The sequence below is a fragment of the Sorangium sp. So ce327 genome (assembly GCF_051530205.1).
GTDB classification, from domain to species: Bacteria; Myxococcota_A; Polyangia; order Polyangiales; family Polyangiaceae; genus Sorangium; species Sorangium cellulosum_B.
In genome coordinates, this window is the sequence record NZ_CP150330.1 from 2,585,005 (window position 1) to 2,602,957 (window position 17,953).

Sequence of the window (17,953 nt, forward strand, 5' to 3'; positions counted from 1 at the left end):
GTGATGTCCAAGGATCTGTTGGCAGTTTACGCGGGGAGCTTCGATCCGATCACGTTCGGTCATCTCGACCTGATCCAGCGGGCGTCCAAGCTGTTCGGTGAGGTGATCATCGCCGTCGGCCGGCATCCGACGAAGCACCCGCTGTTCACGTACTCGGAGCGGCTGGAGCTGCTGCGCCAGACCACGAGCGAGGTGACGAACGCGCGGATCGACTCGTTCGAGGGGCTCCTCATCCAGTACTGCCAGCGCGTCGGCGCGCGGGTGATCGTCCGCGGCCTGCGCGCGGCGACCGACTTCGAGTACGAGCTGCAGATCGCCCACGCGAACGCGGACATGCTCCCCGGCGTCGATACCGTCTTCTTGCCGACGCGCACCCACTACGGCTTCGTCTCCGCGTCGCTCGTGCGCGAGATCGCGAGCCACGGCGGCGATGTCAGCCACTACGCGCCCGCCGCCGTCTGCGACGCGCTCCGGGCGAAGTTCGGCGCCGCGAAACCCTGAGCGCCCGCGCGCTCAGTAGGTGCCGAACGGGGTCGGCATTAGCAGCAGCACGAACAGGAGCAGCGTCACCACCGCGATCACCTTGCGCGCCGGCGACAGCTCGCCGGCCTCCGTGGGAGGGTGCTCCCGCCCACCCACGTGCAACATCAGGTGGACCAGGCCGAACCACGTGAGCCACGGCATCCCGTTCGCGACCGCGGAGATGAGCGCGTCGGACAGCCCCTCCGCGATGAAGTGCCGCGTGAAATAGGCGACGTTGCCTACGAAGAGCGCGAGCATCAGCCAGTGCGCGGCGCGGCTGTAGCGGTCCTGATCTTTGCCGAACAACGCGTACGCGACGTGCCCTCCGTCGAGCTGGCCGACGGGAAAGAGGTTGAACGCCGTGATGAGCAGCCCGGCCCACCCCGCCATCGCCGTGGGGCCGAGGAAGACGTCATGGGTCTCGGGGATCGGGCCGACCGCGAGCCGCCTCAGCAGGAGATACAGGAGGCTGCGCCCCTCCTGCAGCGCAGGTCCGGAGCTCGCGTGCACGTCCGAGTGCATGAGGCCCACGAAGAGGACGGGGAGCGCCACCGCGAGGCCGGCCAGCGGGCCGGAGGCGCCGATGTCGAGCAGCGCGTTCCGCGACTTGATCCTGCCCTTCATCGAGATCACCGCGCCCATCGTGCCGAGCGGGCTGACCACAGGGAGCGGGATGAAGTAGGGGAGCGACGCCTCCACTCCATGCGCGCGCGCCGCGAAGTAGTGCCCGAACTCGTGCGCCAGCAGGATCGACAGGAACGGCACTGCGAACGGCCACGTCTGCGGCAGCGCCTTCACGAACGAGAGCGCGCTGTCGTCGTCCGGCGTGATCGGGGTCCAGAGGGTGCCGGCGACGAACACCGAGACGACCGTCAGGCAGAAGAGCGCGAGGTTCTTCTGCCATCGCAGCGGGGGCGGGTGCGAAGCGGCTGCTGCGCTCGGCTCTGCGGAGCTCGTCGCCGCAGGCGCCAGCTCGGCGTCGAGGTCGAGCGTGCTCGGGGTGGAGGATCGACGGTCGTCGGTCATGCGGCGCCTAGCGTGGCCGCCTCCTCGTCGCGGCTCAAGCGATCCACGCGCGCCTGCGTTCAGGGCGGGCAGCGAGCCGCGCTCTGGAAGCGCACGCCGCGCTGCTGGGCGGCGCGCGACCCTGCGGTGGCGGTGTGCTGCTCGTCTGGCCCCGGGACCCTCGACCACGTCCGCTGCAGGCTCGACAAGGTCTGCGCGCACACCGATGACTTTGCGCGTCATCTCGCTGCGCCACGGTTCTCCTGTGGCGTTGGCCCGGTCGGTGGAAACGGTCGCGGCCGGAGCGCTGCGCTGCAGCGGGGCGCGCGATGTGGCCGATGGTACGGGCGCGAACTTCTCCTGGCTGCGCGCAGCTGGCCAGCGCGCTCTTCTGCGCCGCCGTCGCGTCCGTGTGCCCTCCGTGCCCTTCGGCAGGCGCGACTGCGCTACGATCGATCCCATGCCTCCCGCTCGCGTCGCCGCTGAAGCGCTCGTGGGCAAGCTCCTCTGCGACAAGTACCGCGTCGTGCAGCTGCTCGGCAGCGGCGGGGTCGGGCACGTCTACCTCGCGGATCGCGTTGGCAGGCCGCGTGAGGCCGCGACGCCGCGCGTCGCGGTCAAGGTCCTCCGGGCAGAGCTTCGCGACGATCCGCTGCTCGTCGCGCGGTTCGAGCGAGAGGCCGGCGCGGCGTCACGCGTTCGTCATCCCAACGTCCTCTGCGTCGAAGCGCTCGAGCGCGCCGGCGACGCGCCGTGCTTCGCGATGGAGCTGCTCGTCGGGCTCGATCTCGCCGACACGCTGACGTTCACCCGAGCGCTCGTCCCGTCTCGCGCGGTCCGGATCGCCGCCGACCTCGCCTCGGGCGTCGACGCCGCCCACCGCGCCGGGGTGATCCACCGCGACGTGAAGCCGGAGAACGTGTTCCTCGTGCACGCGGCCGACGGGCGCGAGATCGTCAAGCTGCTCGACTTCGGCTTCTCGTTCATCCAGGGCCAAGGCGCCGAAGGCGCGCTGCTCCCCCGGGTCGTGGGGACGCCGGAGTACATGGCGCCCGAGCAGGCGCAGGGCGCGCCGGCGGCGTCCGCCGCCGACGTCTACTCCCTGGGCATCGTGCTCTACGAGATGCTCGCGGGCCGTGTCCCCTTTCAAGGCCCGTACCCGGCCATCGCAGAGAAGCACGGGCGCGAGCCGCCGCCGCCGCTGCACCGGGTACACCCGGGGCTGCTCATCTCGCGCGAGCTCGACGCCGTCGTGCGCAAGGCGCTCGTGAAGGACCCCCGCGGCCGGTTCGCCTCGATGGCGGAGCTGCGGCAGGCGCTGCTCGCGACGCCCGAGGCCCGCGCCGGGACGTCGTCCGCCGTTCCGCCCGACGCCGGCGCGCCGCTGCCCCCCGGCGTCGGGCACTGGGGCACCAAACCGTGAAGCCCGCTCGCTCCGGAGGCTTCCGTCGGCCCCCCTGCGCCTCGGCTTTGCTCTCACGGCGAAGCCCTGCTAGACGGCCGTTACCATCTCTTGTTCCGGGCGACAGCCGGATCCGCTCGTCAGGCCGACACTGGCCGCGGCGAGCGAGCCGGCGTGGTTCGGAGGTCCGCGGGCGCGGGCCTCGTCTGCGCGGGTCGGTTCTCCAGCGAGTACTGGAATCCCAGAATCGCGCGCCAGTCGTCCTCCACTCCCTCCAGGCTTTGCCTGGCGCTTTTTCGGTTGCTGACTATGGGTCGCGCGACCCCATCACCTGATAACGGCACAGCGGCGTTTCACGACGCCGAACTCCCGATGTACGAGAGCCGCAGCGCCTTCGGGCCACGCGCTGGGCCCGAGGGCGAGCTCATGCCGACGGACACAGGCGCCCTCGACGAAGATCCGTTCCGCGTCGAGCTCGTCGACGAAGACATCCCCACCCCGCGGCGCTACCAGGTCGTCTTCGACGAGGCGCGGATCGATCCGGACGTCCAGAAAGTCGTGCGACGCCTCGTACGCCACGGCTTTCAGGCCTACCTGGTAGGCGGATGTGTGCGGGATCTGCTGCTGGATCGGCGCCCGAAGGATTTCGACGTCGCCACCAGCGCGCGGCCGGAGGAGGTCCGCGAGCTGTTCCGCAACTCGCGCATCATCGGCCGGCGGTTTCGCCTGGTGCACGTCCTCTTCCAGGGCGGCAAGGTCATCGAGGTGGCGACCTTCCGCCGCAACCCGAAGGAGGACTCCGACGACGGGAGCGAGCTGCTCATCCGCAGCGACAACGCGTTCGGCGTCGCGCACGAGGACGCGCTCCGCCGCGACTTCCGGATCAACGCGCTCTTCTACGACGTGGAGGCGCGGCAGATCCTCGACTGGGTCGGCGGCATGGAGGACGTGCGCCGCCAGGTGGTCCACACGATCGGCGATCCGGAGACGCGCTTCCGCGAGGATCCGATCCGCATCCTGCGCGCGCTCAAGTTCGCCGGTCGGCTGGGCTTCGCGATCACCCCCGACGTCTACGATGCGGTCGTCTACTGCCGGGAGGCGCTCGCGCTCGCGGCGCGCCCGCGCCTCTCGGAGGAGATCCTGCGCCTGCTGCGCGGCGGCCAGGCGCGCCGCACCATCTACCTCGCGTGGGAGACCGGGGTGCTCGACGTCCTCCTGCCGGAGGTCTCGGCGCTGCTCTACGACGATCGCGGCGATGACGGCCCCGGCCAGCGCCTCTGGCGCGTGCTCGACTACGTCGACCGGCGCACCGCGGCGGATCGCCCGCTCGACGACACGGTCCTCTGGACGCTCTTGCTCCTCGAGCCGATGAAGGAGGCCTGCGACGGCGTCCGCGACCGCGCGGCGGCGGTCGCCGATTTCCTCGAGCCTCTCATCGACCGGCTGGCCATCTCCCGCCGCTACGCCGACGGCATGCGGCGCATCGTCGCCGTCCTGCCGAGGCTCGCGGGGGGTCGCGCTGGCCGCTTCGCGCGGACGGACATCTTCCAGCCCGCCCTCGACGTGCTCGCCGCCGAGCTCACCGCGCGCGGAGAGTCGACCGAAGCGATCGACCGGCTGCGCTCCGCCCCGCACCCGCGGCGCCAGCACGCCGACGCCGCGCAGTTCCGGCGCTGACCGGTGATCGACGTGGGCGACGTGGGCGACGTGGGCGACCTGGGCGCCGCCGGCGCGATCGAAGATGGCCGCCGGGCAGGTCGCTGACTGCAACCGACCAGCCGCCGTGGAACATCACCGGGGTTTCTGGTTTCATAAGAGACCCCTGATGTCCTCTCCGGTCGCGCGCCTGCGCCCTGCTGCTTCGCCGGCTGTCCCCGTGTCCAGGCGCCGGTTCGGCGGCTCGGCGCGCAGCCTGCTCGTGTTCGCGCTCGCCTGCGCCGTGTCGCGGCTCGCCGATGCGCAGGCGTCGCTCCTGCACGAGTTCATCGCGCCGGATCCCGCGGAGGACGTGTCGCTCGCCACGACGACGCTCGACGGCGGGCTCCCCGCGGCGATCCAGACGCCTAGCGGCCTGGCCACGGCGCCCGACCCGCAGCGCCCGCCGTCGAACCAGCAGCAGGTCTACAGCAACGTCGGATCCGACGCCGGCCCCGACGCGTCCTACGAGCCGGATCGCGACACCCGCCGGCCGAACGTCGAGCGCTACGACGATCCGTTCTCCCCCGCGACCGCGCCGTTCAAGCGGCTGCAAGCGTACGACGCCGTGAGGGCGGACTACTCGCTCGTCGTCCGAGATCGGATCTTGAAGACCGTCAAGGCGGACAGCGCCGTCTCGGCGGGCGACGAGGCGTTCTACGGGGACATCGCGGTCGATCTCGTGCCCAACGAGCCGGTCCGGATCCCGACGGTCGGGCCGGACACGCGGCTCGTGCGGATGCACGTGAACCCCGATACCCCGGTCGTCGTCCTGCGTGACGGCGCCGACAACTGGTTCGTGCGCGGCACGAAGAGCGCGCGCGTCCGGCTCATCGTGCAGCTCGCCATCCCCCGCGCGACCTTCGGCAGCGACTTCGCCGACGTCGGCTGGAGCAAGCTCGAGCCCTTCCGCGGGCCGCAGGAGGCCTCCCACGAGGCGGCGTTCAAGCAGGTCGCCCAGGCGATCGGCATCTCGTCCGCGATGCGGCCGCGCGACGTCGTTCAGAAGATGGTCGAGTACTTCCGGTCGTTCGCCCCGTCGGACGACCCGCCCAAGGGGAACGGCGACATCTACCTGGATCTCGCGCTCTCGCGGAAAGGCGTCTGCCGCCACCGCGCCTTCGCGTTCCTCGTCACGGCCTTGCACATCGGGATCCCCGCGCGGATGGTCGTCAACGAGGCGCACGCCTGGGTGGAGGTCTTCGATGGCTCGCTCTGGCACCGCATCGACCTCGGGGGGGCCGCCCTCAACATGGACCAGGAGGTCGATCCGAGCCGCCCGCCGCATGTGCCGCCGCCGGATCCCTACAGCTGGCCGGAGCAGCGCGACTCGGGCCAGGATCTCGCCGACCGCACGCGCGCCGAGCAGGCGCAGCCGGGGCCTGCTGGCCCAGGGGCCGGGAGCAGCGGCGCCGCCGTGCCGCCGCCCCCTGCGCCCACGCCCACGAGCGATGCGGCCGGGCGCGCGGCGGAGAGCACCGACGTCGTCGTGACCGCGCTGGACAAGGACATCCGCCGCGGCTTTCCCCTCCACCTCCAGGGACAGGTCAGCAGCGCCGGGGCGCCGTGCGGGCACGTCCGCGTCGACGTGATCCTGACGGGGACCGCGGCGCCGCAGGGCGTGACGGTCGGCTCGCTGTCGACCGACGACCGCGGCCGGTACGACGGGGCCGTCGTGATCCCCGGCGATTTCGCGCTGGGCGAGTACGATCTCGCGGTCGCGACGCCGGGCGACGTCCGCTGCAAGGCCGGCCGCACGGAAGCTGCCGCCCCGTGAGCGACGCGCCGGCATGCGCCCTCTCGCCCCCGCGCGTCGCGGTGGGCGCCGTCGTCATCGATCGCCGGCCGGATGCGCCTGACGCGCCGCGCGTGCTCGTCGTCAAGCGCGCTCGTCCTCCCCTCGAGGGCTCCTGGTCGCTTCCGGGTGGGCGCGTGGAGCCCGGAGAGCGGCTCGCGGACGCCGTTGCCCGCGAGATCCGCGAAGAGACGGGCCTCGACGTCCGCGTCGGCCCCCTCGTGGAGGTCGTGGAGATCGTGGCGACTCCCTATCACTATGTGATCCTCGATTATCTGTGCGAGTCGATCGGAGGCGCCCTCTCTCCAGGAGACGACGCCTCCGAGGTGGCCCTCGTGCCCGTCCCCGAGCTGCCGGCCTATGGCCTCACCGACGTCGCGCTCCGCGTGATCCATAAAGCCCTGGCGATGGCGGCCGCCGGCTGAAAGAGCGCGATCCGGGGAGCGCCCGACTTGGCGCGGCCGGGGCCTAGGTGGGATGTCGCAGAAAGGGCGACTCTCCATGTCGAACTTCCATTGTTGGACAGCGATAGCGTTATTTTGCTGCCCTGCCGCTCACGACAATCGCCTGTGGCAGCGCTAGGTTTGATGTGGGTGCAGGGGTGAGCGCTGGTTCGACGATCATGAGGGGATTGGCGGTCGTCGTGGTGGCGACCGTGGTCTCTTCTCCTCTCTGCTTTGCGCTACCCTGCAACGACGGCGCTGGCCTGTTCGCGCTGCCCGCGCCGCGCGTCGCGCGCGTCTCGCGCGCCGCCGCGCCTCTCGGTGTACCCGAGGGGTCGGGCTGGCTCCCGGCGCGGGTCGCGCGCGCCCTCTCAAGGACCGTCGAACGGGTGGCGCGTTCGGGCGTTGCCCCGATGTTCCTTGGTCTGCACGGGTTCGGTGTGACCGTGTCCGGCGAAATGTGATGAACGCGGTTACCGCGGCTGCAACATGCGTTTCGCTGCTCTGCTGAGCGATCGCGGCGAGCGCTGGTCGCGCCCGTCGGCTCGAATTCGCGCTGTGTGGTGACCGCTGAGTCTGGATTGCGGCGCTTCTGGAGACATCGTAGACCGGGGAGTCTATGAGCTCGACGCGGAGAGCGAGGAAGGAGGAGCAGAAGGAGGAGCGGCGGCGGTTCATCATCGACGCAGCCTGGCAGCTGTTCCAGGAGACCCCCTATTCCGAGGTCACCATGGCTCAGGTCGCCGAGCGCACCAGGCTCGCCAAGGGCACGCTCTACCTCTACTTCACCACGAAAGAGGAGCTCTTTCTCGCGGTCGTCGATCAAGAGCTCGCGAAGTGGTTCCACGATGTGGATATCCATCTGACGCATTTCTGCGCCTCCCGCGGCGACGCGAGCGCGGCGCGCCCCCGGCCCTCACGGGCCCGCCGCGGCGCGTCTGGCGCGTCTGCCGAGGACGCCTCGGCGAGCGTCGCCTCGATCCTGTCGACGACCCTCGCCGCGCGCGACGCGATGACACGCTTGCTCGGCATCCTCCACAGCGTGCTCGAGCAGAACGTCAGCTACGAGGCCGCGCTCCGCTTCAAGCTCTCTCTCCTGGGTCACGTCGAGCGCACCGGGGTGCTGCTCGAGCGGTGCCTGCCGTCGCTCGCTCCCGGCCACGGCGGCCCGACCCTCATCCGGATGTACGCCCTGCTCATCGGGATGCGCCAGGTCTGCGATCCCAGCGACGTGATCCGCGATATCCGCAGCCGCCCCGATATGGGCCTCTTCCGGATCAACTTCGGCGAGGAGATCCGCGCATCGTTCGCGCTCCTCCTGAGCGGCGCGAGCGCGCCGCCGCTCGCGTCCGGGCGGCTCGGCGCCCCGGCCCTCCGCGGGCTGAGCTCAGCGGAGCGGCGCCGCCCGGAGGGGTGAGGGGCGCGCGTTCACCACGGATCCCGCGCCGACATGGGCGGCAGGTGATCGGCGAACGGCTGGTTGAGGATGCGGGCGATGACGGACTTCCACGTGGTCATGTCGTTCTCGAAGTCCTCATGCCGCCGCGCCTCGGAGCCGTGAGGAGGCAACCTCGTGTTGGGCCCCTTGATCCACTCCGCCGTCGGAAACACGACGGGCCGGTCGTCCTTGGTCTCCGTGAGCAGCGAAAGGACGTCGGCGTTCTCGGGATCGAGGAGCCCCGCCTCCATGCCGAGCAGCGGGACGCCGCTCGTGCCGGGCACCCGCGGGCGCCGCTCGAGGGCGTTCGACACCAGGTAGAGGAGCGACCTGCCGTACACCTCGCAGTGGTCCTGGAGCTCCGCTTCGTCCGTGAGTGTGAACAGGGCGAACCGGCGCACCATGCCGCTCTTGATAGGCGGCATGTACGTGTCGCGGAACGCGTCGATGGCGCTCGCCGGCGCGAGCAGGGAGAGCGATTCGATGGGGAGCCCGAGCCCGAGCTGACCTCGCATCGGGCCGCCCTCGATCTTCTTGCCCTTCTCCGAGGTGACCAGCTGGACGAGCGGTGCGAGCAGGAACGTGCCGCTCGAATGGGCGACCAGGTGGAGCTCGATCTTCGGATCGCCGTCCATCAGCGACGCGAGGCGGCCGATCATCTCGCGGACGCCGCCGTGGTCGGCGTCCATCGTCGCGTCGCCCGCGGCCAGCTTCATGCGGTCCCACTCGGCCTTGCCGCCCATGCGGCGGACGAGCGGCTCGAGGGCGTCGTCGCGCCGATCGATCATGAACCCGAACGCCCTGGGATCGTAGCCGTCGTGGCGGCGCCCCTCCGTGGCGCGATGGAGGATCTCGAGGAGGCGCGGGTAATGGTCGGTCTCCCAGAGGAGCTCGATCGGGTAGATCTCGTGCCCGAGCAGCTTCGGCCGGAGGCGCGACATCCGGTTGATCGCGTCGATCTGCCGGCGCAGCCCGCCGCTCGCGATCAGGACGAGCCGGCGGCGCTTCCACGTCGCGGTCGCGCTCAGGAAATCCTCTTCCATGATGATACGGACGTCCTCCGACGACGTGCCGTAGGCTCCGCGCTGCTGGAGCTGGCCGTGCATGTCGACGCTGATGAGGTGCGGCCGCAGGCTGGCGAACGTCCGGCTGGTGGACGTGAGCGGGCGGAGCGAGCGCGCCTGGTTCAGGCGGATCGGGACGCCGAGCCGCCCGACCCACGCGTCGAAGCCGTATTGAAGCCAGTCGTCGTAACAGAGTCGACCGAAGCCGCCCTTGCCCCAGCCGACACCCCACGAGTTCTGCAGCCAGAAGCCCTCCGCGTCATACCCGATGATCGCGAACGCGTGACCTCCCCAGGGGGCGATGAAGGGGTTCGTCTTGTCGACCGTCGGGATGATGCCGTTCCTCTGGGTCCCATAATACCAGCCGTTGAACGGGATCAGCGCCGAGGCCGCGATGATCCCGACCTCCGCGAGGGCGCTGTGCATCGCCGGGAGGTCCCTGTGGTTCACCCGTTGATACAGGCCGAGCGGCCGGAGCATCCCGTCCACTGCGCGCTCCGGCGTGAGCGTGCCGTGGAGATCGTTCGCGTCCCACGGCCAGTGCTCATAGGAGCAGATACCGTGTTTGTGCCAGCCCTTCATGGCGCCCCTCAGGCTGGATCCCCTCGCGTCGTCCTCGCCGGGGTACTCGTCGTAGCGGCGCGCCATCGTGTACACCATGTTCTGGCTGACGAGGCTGCGATCCGGCGAGACCCGGCGCCCGCGCAGCAGGTAGTGCGCCACGGTGGCGACCGTGAAGCCGGTGCAGCCGTTGTTCTTGCCCTGGTCGAGCACCGGCACGCCGTACTCCACGAAGCGCTCCGGGGGCATGATCGGAGGCACTTCCACCATCGTGGGGCGATAGAGGGTGTCGCGAAAATCGAGGACGTCAGCGCGCGCGTCGGTCGTGATGTCCGCGTGACGCCCAGCGAAACGCTCGGAATCGATCATGGTTTCTGATCTCGTGAAGTCGCTGAGTGTCGCACGGGCGGCGCGCGGGGCAAAGTCGGCGGCGCCCGCCCCCTCGGACGAGGCTGCTCGTGCTAGCGTCGCCCGAGCCGGCGCCGCCTGCGCCGTCCGGAGGTGGGATGAGCGAAGACTGCCGCGCAAGGGGAGGCGAGGGCGCGCGAGGCGCCATTGAGGCGGCGCTCGAGGCCGAGGTGCTGCGGCGGCTCGCGTCGTTCCGGGCTCGGCTGGGGAGCGAGCTCGGCGCGCTGTTCGATGAGCTCGCCGCGCGCCTCAGGCTGTTCGAGGGGGAGCCAGGCGAGGGCTACTTCTCGCACCCGACGGCGCTCCCCGTGCTCGAGCTGCCGCTCTGGGTCGCGACGCGTCCCGGCGGGCCAGCGCTTGCGCTGGACGCTGGATCGCCGGCGCTTCCGCCGCTCGCCGTCGACCTCGCCGAGGCGGCAGCGGTCGGGTACCTGCACGTCCGGATCGAGGATGATCTGCTGGACGAAGGGGTCGGTGAGCCTGGAGCGACGGTGCTCCTGTCCGGGGCGTTGTTCGCTCGCCATCAGGCGTTGCTCGCCCGCTCGCTGCCCGGCGGGAGCGCGTTCTGGGGCCTCTTCGAAGAGGTCTGGCTCGGGTATGGCGAGGCGATGCTCCTCGAGCGACGGCTCCACCGCGGCGCAGGCCCGCGGGACGGCGCCGCGTTCCGGCGGGTGCTCGCCCGCTCGCGCCCGCTCGTGCTCCCGGCGGCGGCGGCCCTGTTCGCGCTGTCGCAGGCCGAGCACCTGGCTGCCCTCGAGGAGTTCGTTTCCGCCCTTGTCGCAGCGCATCAGCTGTTCGCGGACCTGCTGCACGCAGAGAAGGATCGTGCGTTCGGCAACACAACGTATGTGCTCTCCCGGCTCTGGGCGCTTGCTGAGGCGGATGCGGCGTCGCCGAGCGGGGCCGACGTCTCCGCCAGGGGGCCTTCTAGCGCTCAGGAGATGCGCAGCGCGGCGGCCCTGCGCGCGCGGCTGTTTGCGCGCGGCGGCTTCGACGCCATCCTGGAGGAGGCGCGTTGTGAGCTGGCTCGCGCCGAGGTCGCCGCGGGGGCCCTCGGGCTACCGGAGGCTGCGCGGTTCTGCAGGGAGCGCGAGCAGTACATGGTCGCGATCCAGCGGCGGGTATTCCTCGCGTTCTTCGGCGCGCTCGCCGGCGAGCCCGCCGTCGCGCCGCGGTGAACCGGTGTGTCGTGCGCGGACGCGACACCCCGCGAGGACGCGAGCACGCGCGGACGCACCTGCTTGTACTTGCTCGCCGTTTGGAGGTCTCCTAGCCTCCGAGCGAGAAAGCGAGGAGTCGTGACGTCGAAGAAATCAGAGGCAGAGCTCATCGGTCGTGCCGTCGTGGATTCGAGCTTCCGCCAGCAGCTCCTTGCCGATCCCGAGCGCACCATCCAGGCGGAGGGGTACGACGTCGGCGCGGAGACGCTCCAGCGCATCCGGGATGCCGCGACCTCGACGCCCGAAGCGGTCGATGCGGCCATCTCGGCCGCGGCGCGTGAGGGCGGAGTCGGTATGTGACGCTGTCCCCGGCTGGAGGGGTGACCGCCGCCTGGCCATGGATCGACCCGGGTGACCGGGCTGTGTGCGGGCGCGCCTGGTCGGCGCATCTGTCATCCGAGGGGGCGCTCCAGCGCGGTGAAGCGGCGTGGGGAGCGCCCGCGCTCGAGCGCAGCGTGGGCACACCGCCCGGGTGCAGCGTCCCGTGGGCCAGCTGGGCGCTGCGGCTCTGCGGGCGGGTGTCCGCGCGCGACGCAGCCGCGGACGCCGCCGTGGCGGTCGCCGCGGTGGCCGCCGGGGGCATCGAAGGCGCTCCTGACGCGCTCGCGCGGGGCGCGATCGCCGCGCGTCTCCTCGCGCAGCACGCGGACGACGCGCGCGCGCACGGGTGGCTCCTGGGCCTGGCCGACCTGGCGGAGGCTTCGTGGCGCGAGAACCCGGTGATCGAGATCGACGGCTCCGGCGCCATGGCGGCGCCCACCGCCGCCGGCGCGCGCGAGGCCGTGGCCCTCTGGACGGCGCCCGCGCTCCTCGCAGGCGACGATCTCGCGCCCGCCCGTCGCTTCGGAGAGGCCGTGGCCGAGCCGATCTGGCTCCTGGATGGGCTCGTGCGCCTCTGGATCGATCCGATCGCGCCTGACCTCGCAGCGCCGACGCTCACGCCGCTCTTCGCGCTCTGGCTGCGCGGCGCGGGGCTCGCTCCTCCGCTGCTCCGCGCGCTCTCGGGCGAGCGCGCGTCCCGCGTGCGCCGCGGCGAGATCCACAGCCTGCTCGCGACCCGCCCGTACCGCGCCGCGCTCGCCGCGCGCATGCAGGAGACGCTCGCGTCCGCCCGTGAGGTCGTGGCCACCTCTCCTCGAACGAGCCCGAGCGCGCGCGGCCTCGCCGAGGCGCAGCGCGAATTCCTCGAGGCGCTCGGCGAGCGCCTCCGCTTCTTCGAGGGGCTGATGTCTTTCCGCGATCTCCTCGGTCCCGGCGCGGCGCTCGGGCCGCCGCGCGCGCAGGGCGAGCCGGCGCCGCCCGACGAGGCACGCGCGGATCTGCAGGCGGCGGCCGCGTTCCTCCTGGACGCCGCGCCGTGGCGCGAGTCCTGGGAAGTGCAGCGCTTCGGCGTGCTCGGGTCGAGCGAGCAGCCGGTCGGGCATTGGTTCGTCCGGGCGACGATCCTGAGAGCGCTGATCGAGATCGGGGAGGTCGGGCGCGACGTCCGCGCCGACGCCGCGGCGTTGCTCGATGAGATCCCGGCGGGAGAGCTCCGCTACTTCGGCGCGTTCCGTGACGTCCCGCCGGACGGCGACCTCCTCGGCGTCGTGCTCGAGCTGGTCGCCGAGACGGGCGCCGCGAAGGAGCGGGCAGAGTCGTGGATCGAGGTCATGCTGGCCAACGTGGGTGAGGACGGCGTCGTTCCAACCTGGTTCTACCGCGGGCCCGCCGGGCCGACCACGCCGGGCGTGGCGTGGGCCGGCGACGACTGCGCGACGGTCCGGCTGAACCTGCTCGTGGGCCTGCTCTCGTTCGACGCGGAGCGGTTCGCGCGGCTCATCGACGCGAACGCGCGGCGCGTGCTCGACGCCGCCTCGGAAGGCGGCTTCGAGGGCGCTTGCTTCTACGACGCCTCGTACACGGACCTCGCGTTCCTCCGCTTCGCGCGGCTTTACCGGGGGAGGGCGGGGCACGCGCGGTGGGCCGACGAGGTCGCGGCGGTCGAGGCCGCGACGCTGTCGCGGATGCTCCGATCGCAGCGGCTCGACGGCGGCTTCGGGACGCCGCTCCGCACGGCCGCGTGCACCGAGGGGGCCGCGATGAGGGAGCGGCCCGATCCGCTGCTCCTTGAGCGAGGGATGCGTTACCTCGGCGAGCGCCAGCTCGTGGACGGCTCCTGGCCAGCGGAGCCGCTCTACCGGGTGCCCATGAAGCGCGGTCGCGAGGGCCACCACCAGGGCAGAGCGCTGACGACGGCGCTCTGCGCGCGTGGGCTCGCCGCGGCGCGGTCTCGGCTGCGGCGCGCAGGGGGACGGCGCACATGAGCATCGAGAAGTCGCCCGAGATCGCGCGCATCATGGAGGCGCAGGAGATGCGCGGCGAGCAGATCGTGAACCACATCCGGTTCGCGTTCGCGCTGCTCAGCGCCGCCACGCTCATGCACGTGTGGACGATCAACACGCCGGCCGCCAACCAGATCTTCGCGATCCTGACCGGCGGGTACCTCGCCTACTCGCTCGTGCTCTACGCGTTCTTCCGACTGCGCCCCGGCGTCTACGCGGGCTGGCTCAAGTACGTGAGCATCTTCGTCGACCTCGCGCTCCTGACGCTCACGGCCCTGGGGAACGCGAGGAATCACTCCGGGATCATCGAGTACTTCACGAGCTACCTCGCGACCGTCTACGTGCTCTGGAACCTGATGTCGGGCTTCCGCTACAGCCTCGCGGCGTGCCTGTACTCGGCGGGGCTGTCGGCCCTCTTCAACTCCGTCGTGCTCGCCGTCACGGTCGGCTCCGGCGCGATCCCGATCAGCCCGGTGTCCGTCTACGGAGAGAACGCCATCAACATCGCGGACCAGTGCCAGCAGATCCTCTTCATCGCGCTCCCCGGCGTCGTCGCCGGCATCATCGCGCGGATGTCGCGCAACCTGGTCGTGCGGGCCGAGGTGGAGTCCATGGCCCGCCTCCGGCTCGAGCGCGAGAAGCAGGAGCTCGGCCGGTACCTGTCGAAGGATCTCGTCGACTTTGTCCTGTCCGATCCGAGGCGGCTCAAGCTGGGAGGCACGCGGCGGCACGTCTCGGTGATGTTCACCGACATCCGCAACTTCACCCCGCTCACCGAGTCGGTCGAGCCGGAGGCCGTGGTCTCGTTCCTGAACGAGTACTTCACGGAGATGGTCGAGATCGTGTTCCGCTACGGGGGCACCCTCGACAAGTACATCGGCGACGGGCTGATGGCGGTGTTCGGCGCGCCGCTCTCCGTCGAGGACGCGCCGAAGCGCGCCGTGATCGCGGCGATCGAGATGGTGCAGGCGCTCGAGCGCATGAACCAGCGGAAGCTCCTCGGCTGCGGCGAGATCCAGATGGGCGTCGGGATCGCGACTGGCACTGTCATCTCCGGCAACATCGGCTCGCTCCAGCGCATGGAGTACACCTGCATCGGAGATACGGTAAACACGGCCGCGCGCCTCGAGCAGTTCAACAAGGAGCTCGGCTCCAAGATCATCATCTGCCAGACGACGTACGCGACCCTTGACGACTGCGTCCCGGCGCAGCCGACCGGCGCGCTGAGCATCCGGGGCAAGAGCCGCCAGGTCCACCCCTACATCGTGGACCACATGGAGCTCTCTCCGGCGCGCCTGAGCGAGCTCCGGAGAGAGCTCCTCTCGAGGGCCCGGCCCATGGAATCGATGCCGCCGCGGGCGCCGGCGGCCCTGCGCGGCAAGGAGTAGCCGGAGGCTCGCGGCGCGCGCTGCGCTATCGGGGCGAGGGGGTCACGATGGCGTGGCGCGGAAGCGCCGGACGCGCGCCGAGCCGGGGCCGCCGTCCTGCGTCGACAGGCCGAGCGCCGTGCGCGCCGGCGCGTGGAGGCGCTGGAGGACGCGATCGAGCAGGCGGAGCGCGCCGTCGCTCATCTTCACGCCGCGCGGCGAGCGGTAGCCGAACGCGACGCCGTCCACGACCTTGTAGGCGTTCTCCGTGGGGGAGGCGGGGCGCATCTCGACGACCAGCGCGCCGTCGCGCGTCTTCATGATGACGACGATCTCGCCCGGGCGCGCCGAGGCCTCCACGAACGTCCACCCGCCGGAGGTCGCCTCCTTGATCCCGAGCTCGAGCACGCGCTGCAAGTCCTGGCCCGCCGGCGCGAGCGTCGTCGCGCCTTCGACCCGGATCTCCGCGCCCGGCGGGACCACGCCGCTGCCGAGCGGCATCGCGGGCCGCCGCATCTCCCGAGGCCCGGGGAACGACCACATGTCCGGCGTGATCTCGCCGCCTTCGCGGTAGGCCATCTCGATGAGGCGGCTGCGCTCGCGAGAGAGCGCGTCCTCGGACCAGCCGAGGCAGGAGCGCATCATCAGCGTGAAGGGGTCGAAGCGGAGCTCGAACGAGGCGGGCGCGCGGACCATCAGGTCGTCCGGAAGGACGAGGCTGTGGAAGATGCGGACCTTGCACGGGAGCTCGCGCGCGCGCTCGAGCGTGCGCCGGAACGTGATCGGACCGTCGCCCGGGAGGCCGAGCAGGATGTCCACCTCGATGTCCGTGAACGTCGAGAGCTCCTCGATCACCTTCGCGAACTTCGACTCCCTGAAGGGGCGCTGCGTGCCGTCGCCCGTCTCCTTGTTGAGCGGCGGCAGCCGCGCGTCGAGCGACACGCGCGCGACGCCGCGGAGGAACTCGAGGTGCTCGTCGTGCACGTGCTCGGGATCGATCGATGCCGTCAGCGTCGCCTGCTTGAAGAAGCCGACCTGCTTCTCCGCGGCCACCAGGTTCCGGAACGCCTCCGCGCTCAGGTTGAGAGGGGCGTCGACGATCTGCGCGCCCGGCGCGCCGGCGGCGCGGAGCGCGCTCAGCTCTTCGACGAGGTAGGCCTCGGAGAAGACGCTGCCAGCGTCGCCCGCGGAGACGCCGCACGTCGCGCAGCTCATGGCGCCCCCGCGGCAGATCTCGAGCGGGACGACGCGATCGGTCGGGAGCAGCTTCATCCGGATCGGCGAGGGGAGCGCGTCGGGCGCCACGTGGAGGGGGTCGCCCGTCGAGACCCAGCCGCCGGCGGTGGACACGTGCAGCCCCGGCACGGCGCGCAGCGCATCGGGAGAGCGCTCGCTCAGCCGGACGATGTCCCGGAACGTGAGCTCGTTGCCGTGCACGAGCGCGTCGATGCAAGCGGTGGCGTCGCGCCAGGGCGCGAGCGCGAACATCGCGGGGCGCGCGAGGGGCCCCCAGAGGGCGATCGTGCGCCCCGGCCGGTTGCGCTGCAGGTGGCGCGCGACCTCGATGAACGTGGGGAACGACCAGACGTGCGCGGCGAGGCCGACCACGTCCGCGTCCACGGTCTCGACCTCCGCGACCCACGCGTCGAGATCCCTCGTCTGCGCGTCGATCACGTGGATCGGCACGCCGGCGAGGTCCGGATCGGCGAGCAAGGAGGCCTCGACACGACGGACTCCATGGCTGGACGGCGCTCCCCCACCGTCCGGCATGGTTGGCTCCATCGCGAGCAGCGCGACGCGGCGTTCGCCAGGCATCCATGAGAGTCTACCAGGGTGTCTCCCCTGTCGGGGAGTCCGTTCGCGCTCTCTGTCTGCTCTCGCTCCCCGCCCCCCGGTCGGTTCCTTGCGCCCGGAGTTGCTCCTTCTGCCCGGAGTTGCATCCGGCGCGCAGTCGGGCTTTCATATTGCCCTGGGCGGGAGAGGGGGAACGGAACGTACCGGATCGGCAGACAGCGGCGGACTGTCGGGCTGCGCACTTCGTGGCGTGGTCGCACGTGTGGCGCACCGCGGCGAGCGCCCCGGTGTGTTTGGGCGATCCGTCACACCGGGGCATCACCGAGGTTGCTCGCGCTGCGCTGGCTGCTGGCCAGCGGAGGCTCGGGCAGCGTCGAGCGCCCATCCCGTCCTCCCCCAGCACGGGGAAGAGAGGGCGCGCTGCCCTGGCGAGCGACCCCCGCTACTGAAGAAAGCCGAGGGGAGCCATGTGTGGCAAGCACGTGATCCTGGTTGCGGAGGACGACGTTGACACCGCGACGATGCTGGAAGAGCTCCTGACCCTGGAAGGGTACGAGGTCGAGCTGACCGCCACCGCGCGCGCGGTGCTCGATGCGCTCGCGGAGCGGCGCTTCCACGCGGTCCTCCTCGATCTGACGATGCCAGGCATGACGACGGACCGGTTTGTCTCCGAGATCGAGGGGCTCGGCACGCCCTCGCCCCTCATGATCTTCTCCGCCCGCCTCCCCCACGAGATGCAGGCGATCGCCGAGCGGCTGCATGCGGCCGCGCTCATCCCGAAGCCGGTGGACATCGACGTCCTGCTGGGCACCCTTTCGAAGGTGGTGCTCGGCTCGCTCGGCTCCACAGATATGGACCGTTGACGCTGCCCGTTCGGACCACGTCGCGCGCGCCTCGGGCCGTCGTTCCGGCGGA

15 protein-coding genes are annotated in these 17,953 nt (G+C 71.2%); 12 read left to right on the forward strand and 3 right to left on the reverse strand.

Annotation, left to right across the window (positions count from 1 at the left end):
• Nucleotides 1-3: 3 nt before the first annotated feature.
• On the forward strand, nucleotides 4-501 hold the full coding sequence (gene coaD, locus WME95_RS09755) for a pantetheine-phosphate adenylyltransferase (protein WP_012234349.1): 498 nt from the start codon (nucleotides 4-6) through the stop codon (nucleotides 499-501).
• A 12-nt stretch (nucleotides 502-513) separates the two neighbouring features.
• On the opposite strand, the gene WME95_RS09760 is transcribed toward coaD, so the two are convergent.
• Complete coding sequence (locus WME95_RS09760) at nucleotides 514-1,548, reverse strand: site-2 protease family protein (protein WP_437551206.1); 1,035 nt, start codon at nucleotides 1,546-1,548, stop codon at nucleotides 514-516.
• Nucleotides 1,549-1,987: 439 nt separating this feature from the next.
• On the opposite strand from WME95_RS09760, the gene WME95_RS09765 reads away from it, so the two are divergent.
• The 6 genes from WME95_RS09765 to WME95_RS09790 all read left to right on the forward strand — a co-directional run bounded on the left by WME95_RS09765 (nucleotide 1,988) and on the right by WME95_RS09790 (nucleotide 8,279).
• Nucleotides 1,988-2,950 carry a serine/threonine-protein kinase gene (locus WME95_RS09765; protein ID WP_437908128.1) on the forward strand — a complete coding sequence of 321 codons (963 nt, stop codon included), beginning with the start codon at nucleotides 1,988-1,990 and terminating at the stop codon, nucleotides 2,948-2,950.
• A gap of 405 nt (nucleotides 2,951-3,355) precedes the next feature.
• The gene (pcnB, locus tag WME95_RS09770; protein WP_437551210.1) at nucleotides 3,356-4,606 is read left to right on the forward strand and encodes a polynucleotide adenylyltransferase PcnB; all 1,251 of its coding nucleotides are present in this window, start codon (nucleotides 3,356-3,358) and stop codon (nucleotides 4,604-4,606) included.
• 148 nt (nucleotides 4,607-4,754) lie between these two features.
• Nucleotides 4,755-6,401 (forward strand): transglutaminase-like domain-containing protein, encoded by a 1,647-nt coding sequence (locus WME95_RS09775; RefSeq protein WP_437908130.1) that lies wholly within the window; start codon nucleotides 4,755-4,757, stop codon nucleotides 6,399-6,401.
• Nucleotides 6,398-6,844, forward strand: coding sequence for an NUDIX hydrolase (locus tag WME95_RS09780; RefSeq protein ID WP_012234354.1), 447 nt, complete (start codon nucleotides 6,398-6,400; stop codon nucleotides 6,842-6,844). Before WME95_RS09775 ends, WME95_RS09780 begins: the two co-directional genes overlap by 4 nt.
• A gap of 206 nt (nucleotides 6,845-7,050) precedes the next feature.
• Nucleotides 7,051-7,326 (forward strand): hypothetical protein, encoded by a 276-nt coding sequence (locus WME95_RS09785; protein WP_437908132.1) that lies wholly within the window; start codon nucleotides 7,051-7,053, stop codon nucleotides 7,324-7,326.
• A 155-nt stretch (nucleotides 7,327-7,481) separates the two neighbouring features.
• Nucleotides 7,482-8,279: a TetR/AcrR family transcriptional regulator gene (locus tag WME95_RS09790; protein WP_437908134.1), complete on the forward strand. Its 798-nt coding sequence runs from the start codon at nucleotides 7,482-7,484 to the stop codon at nucleotides 8,277-8,279.
• An 11-nt stretch (nucleotides 8,280-8,290) separates the two neighbouring features.
• On the opposite strand, the gene WME95_RS09795 is transcribed toward WME95_RS09790, so the two are convergent.
• Entirely contained in the window at nucleotides 8,291-10,294 is a 2,004-nt protein-coding gene (locus WME95_RS09795; RefSeq protein WP_437551218.1) for a C1 family peptidase, read from the reverse strand.
• 137 nt (nucleotides 10,295-10,431) lie between these two features.
• Here WME95_RS09795 and WME95_RS09800 point away from each other — a divergent pair, with 137 nt between their 5' ends.
• The 4 genes from WME95_RS09800 to WME95_RS09815 all read left to right on the forward strand — a co-directional run bounded on the left by WME95_RS09800 (nucleotide 10,432) and on the right by WME95_RS09815 (nucleotide 15,265).
• Nucleotides 10,432-11,511, forward strand: coding sequence for a geranylgeranyl pyrophosphate synthase (locus WME95_RS09800; protein WP_437908136.1), 1,080 nt, complete (start codon nucleotides 10,432-10,434; stop codon nucleotides 11,509-11,511).
• 120 nt (nucleotides 11,512-11,631) lie between these two features.
• On the forward strand, nucleotides 11,632-11,853 hold the full coding sequence (locus WME95_RS09805) for a Franean1_4349 family RiPP (protein ID WP_437534351.1): 222 nt from the start codon (nucleotides 11,632-11,634) through the stop codon (nucleotides 11,851-11,853).
• On the forward strand, nucleotides 11,850-13,859 hold the full coding sequence (locus tag WME95_RS09810; RefSeq protein ID WP_437908138.1) for a hypothetical protein: 2,010 nt from the start codon (nucleotides 11,850-11,852) through the stop codon (nucleotides 13,857-13,859). Before WME95_RS09805 ends, WME95_RS09810 begins: the two co-directional genes overlap by 4 nt.
• The gene (locus WME95_RS09815; RefSeq protein WP_437908140.1) at nucleotides 13,856-15,265 is read left to right on the forward strand and encodes an adenylate/guanylate cyclase domain-containing protein; all 1,410 of its coding nucleotides are present in this window, start codon (nucleotides 13,856-13,858) and stop codon (nucleotides 15,263-15,265) included. Before WME95_RS09810 ends, WME95_RS09815 begins: the two co-directional genes overlap by 4 nt.
• 42 nt (nucleotides 15,266-15,307) lie before the next feature.
• On the opposite strand, the gene WME95_RS09820 is transcribed toward WME95_RS09815, so the two are convergent.
• Entirely contained in the window at nucleotides 15,308-17,059 is a 1,752-nt protein-coding gene (locus WME95_RS09820) for an oxidoreductase (RefSeq protein WP_437551226.1), read from the reverse strand.
• A gap of 446 nt (nucleotides 17,060-17,505) precedes the next feature.
• Here WME95_RS09820 and WME95_RS09825 point away from each other — a divergent pair, with 446 nt between their 5' ends.
• Entirely contained in the window at nucleotides 17,506-17,901 is a 396-nt protein-coding gene (locus tag WME95_RS09825) for a response regulator (RefSeq protein ID WP_437551228.1), read from the forward strand.
• The last annotated feature ends 52 nt before the right edge of the window (nucleotides 17,902-17,953 follow it).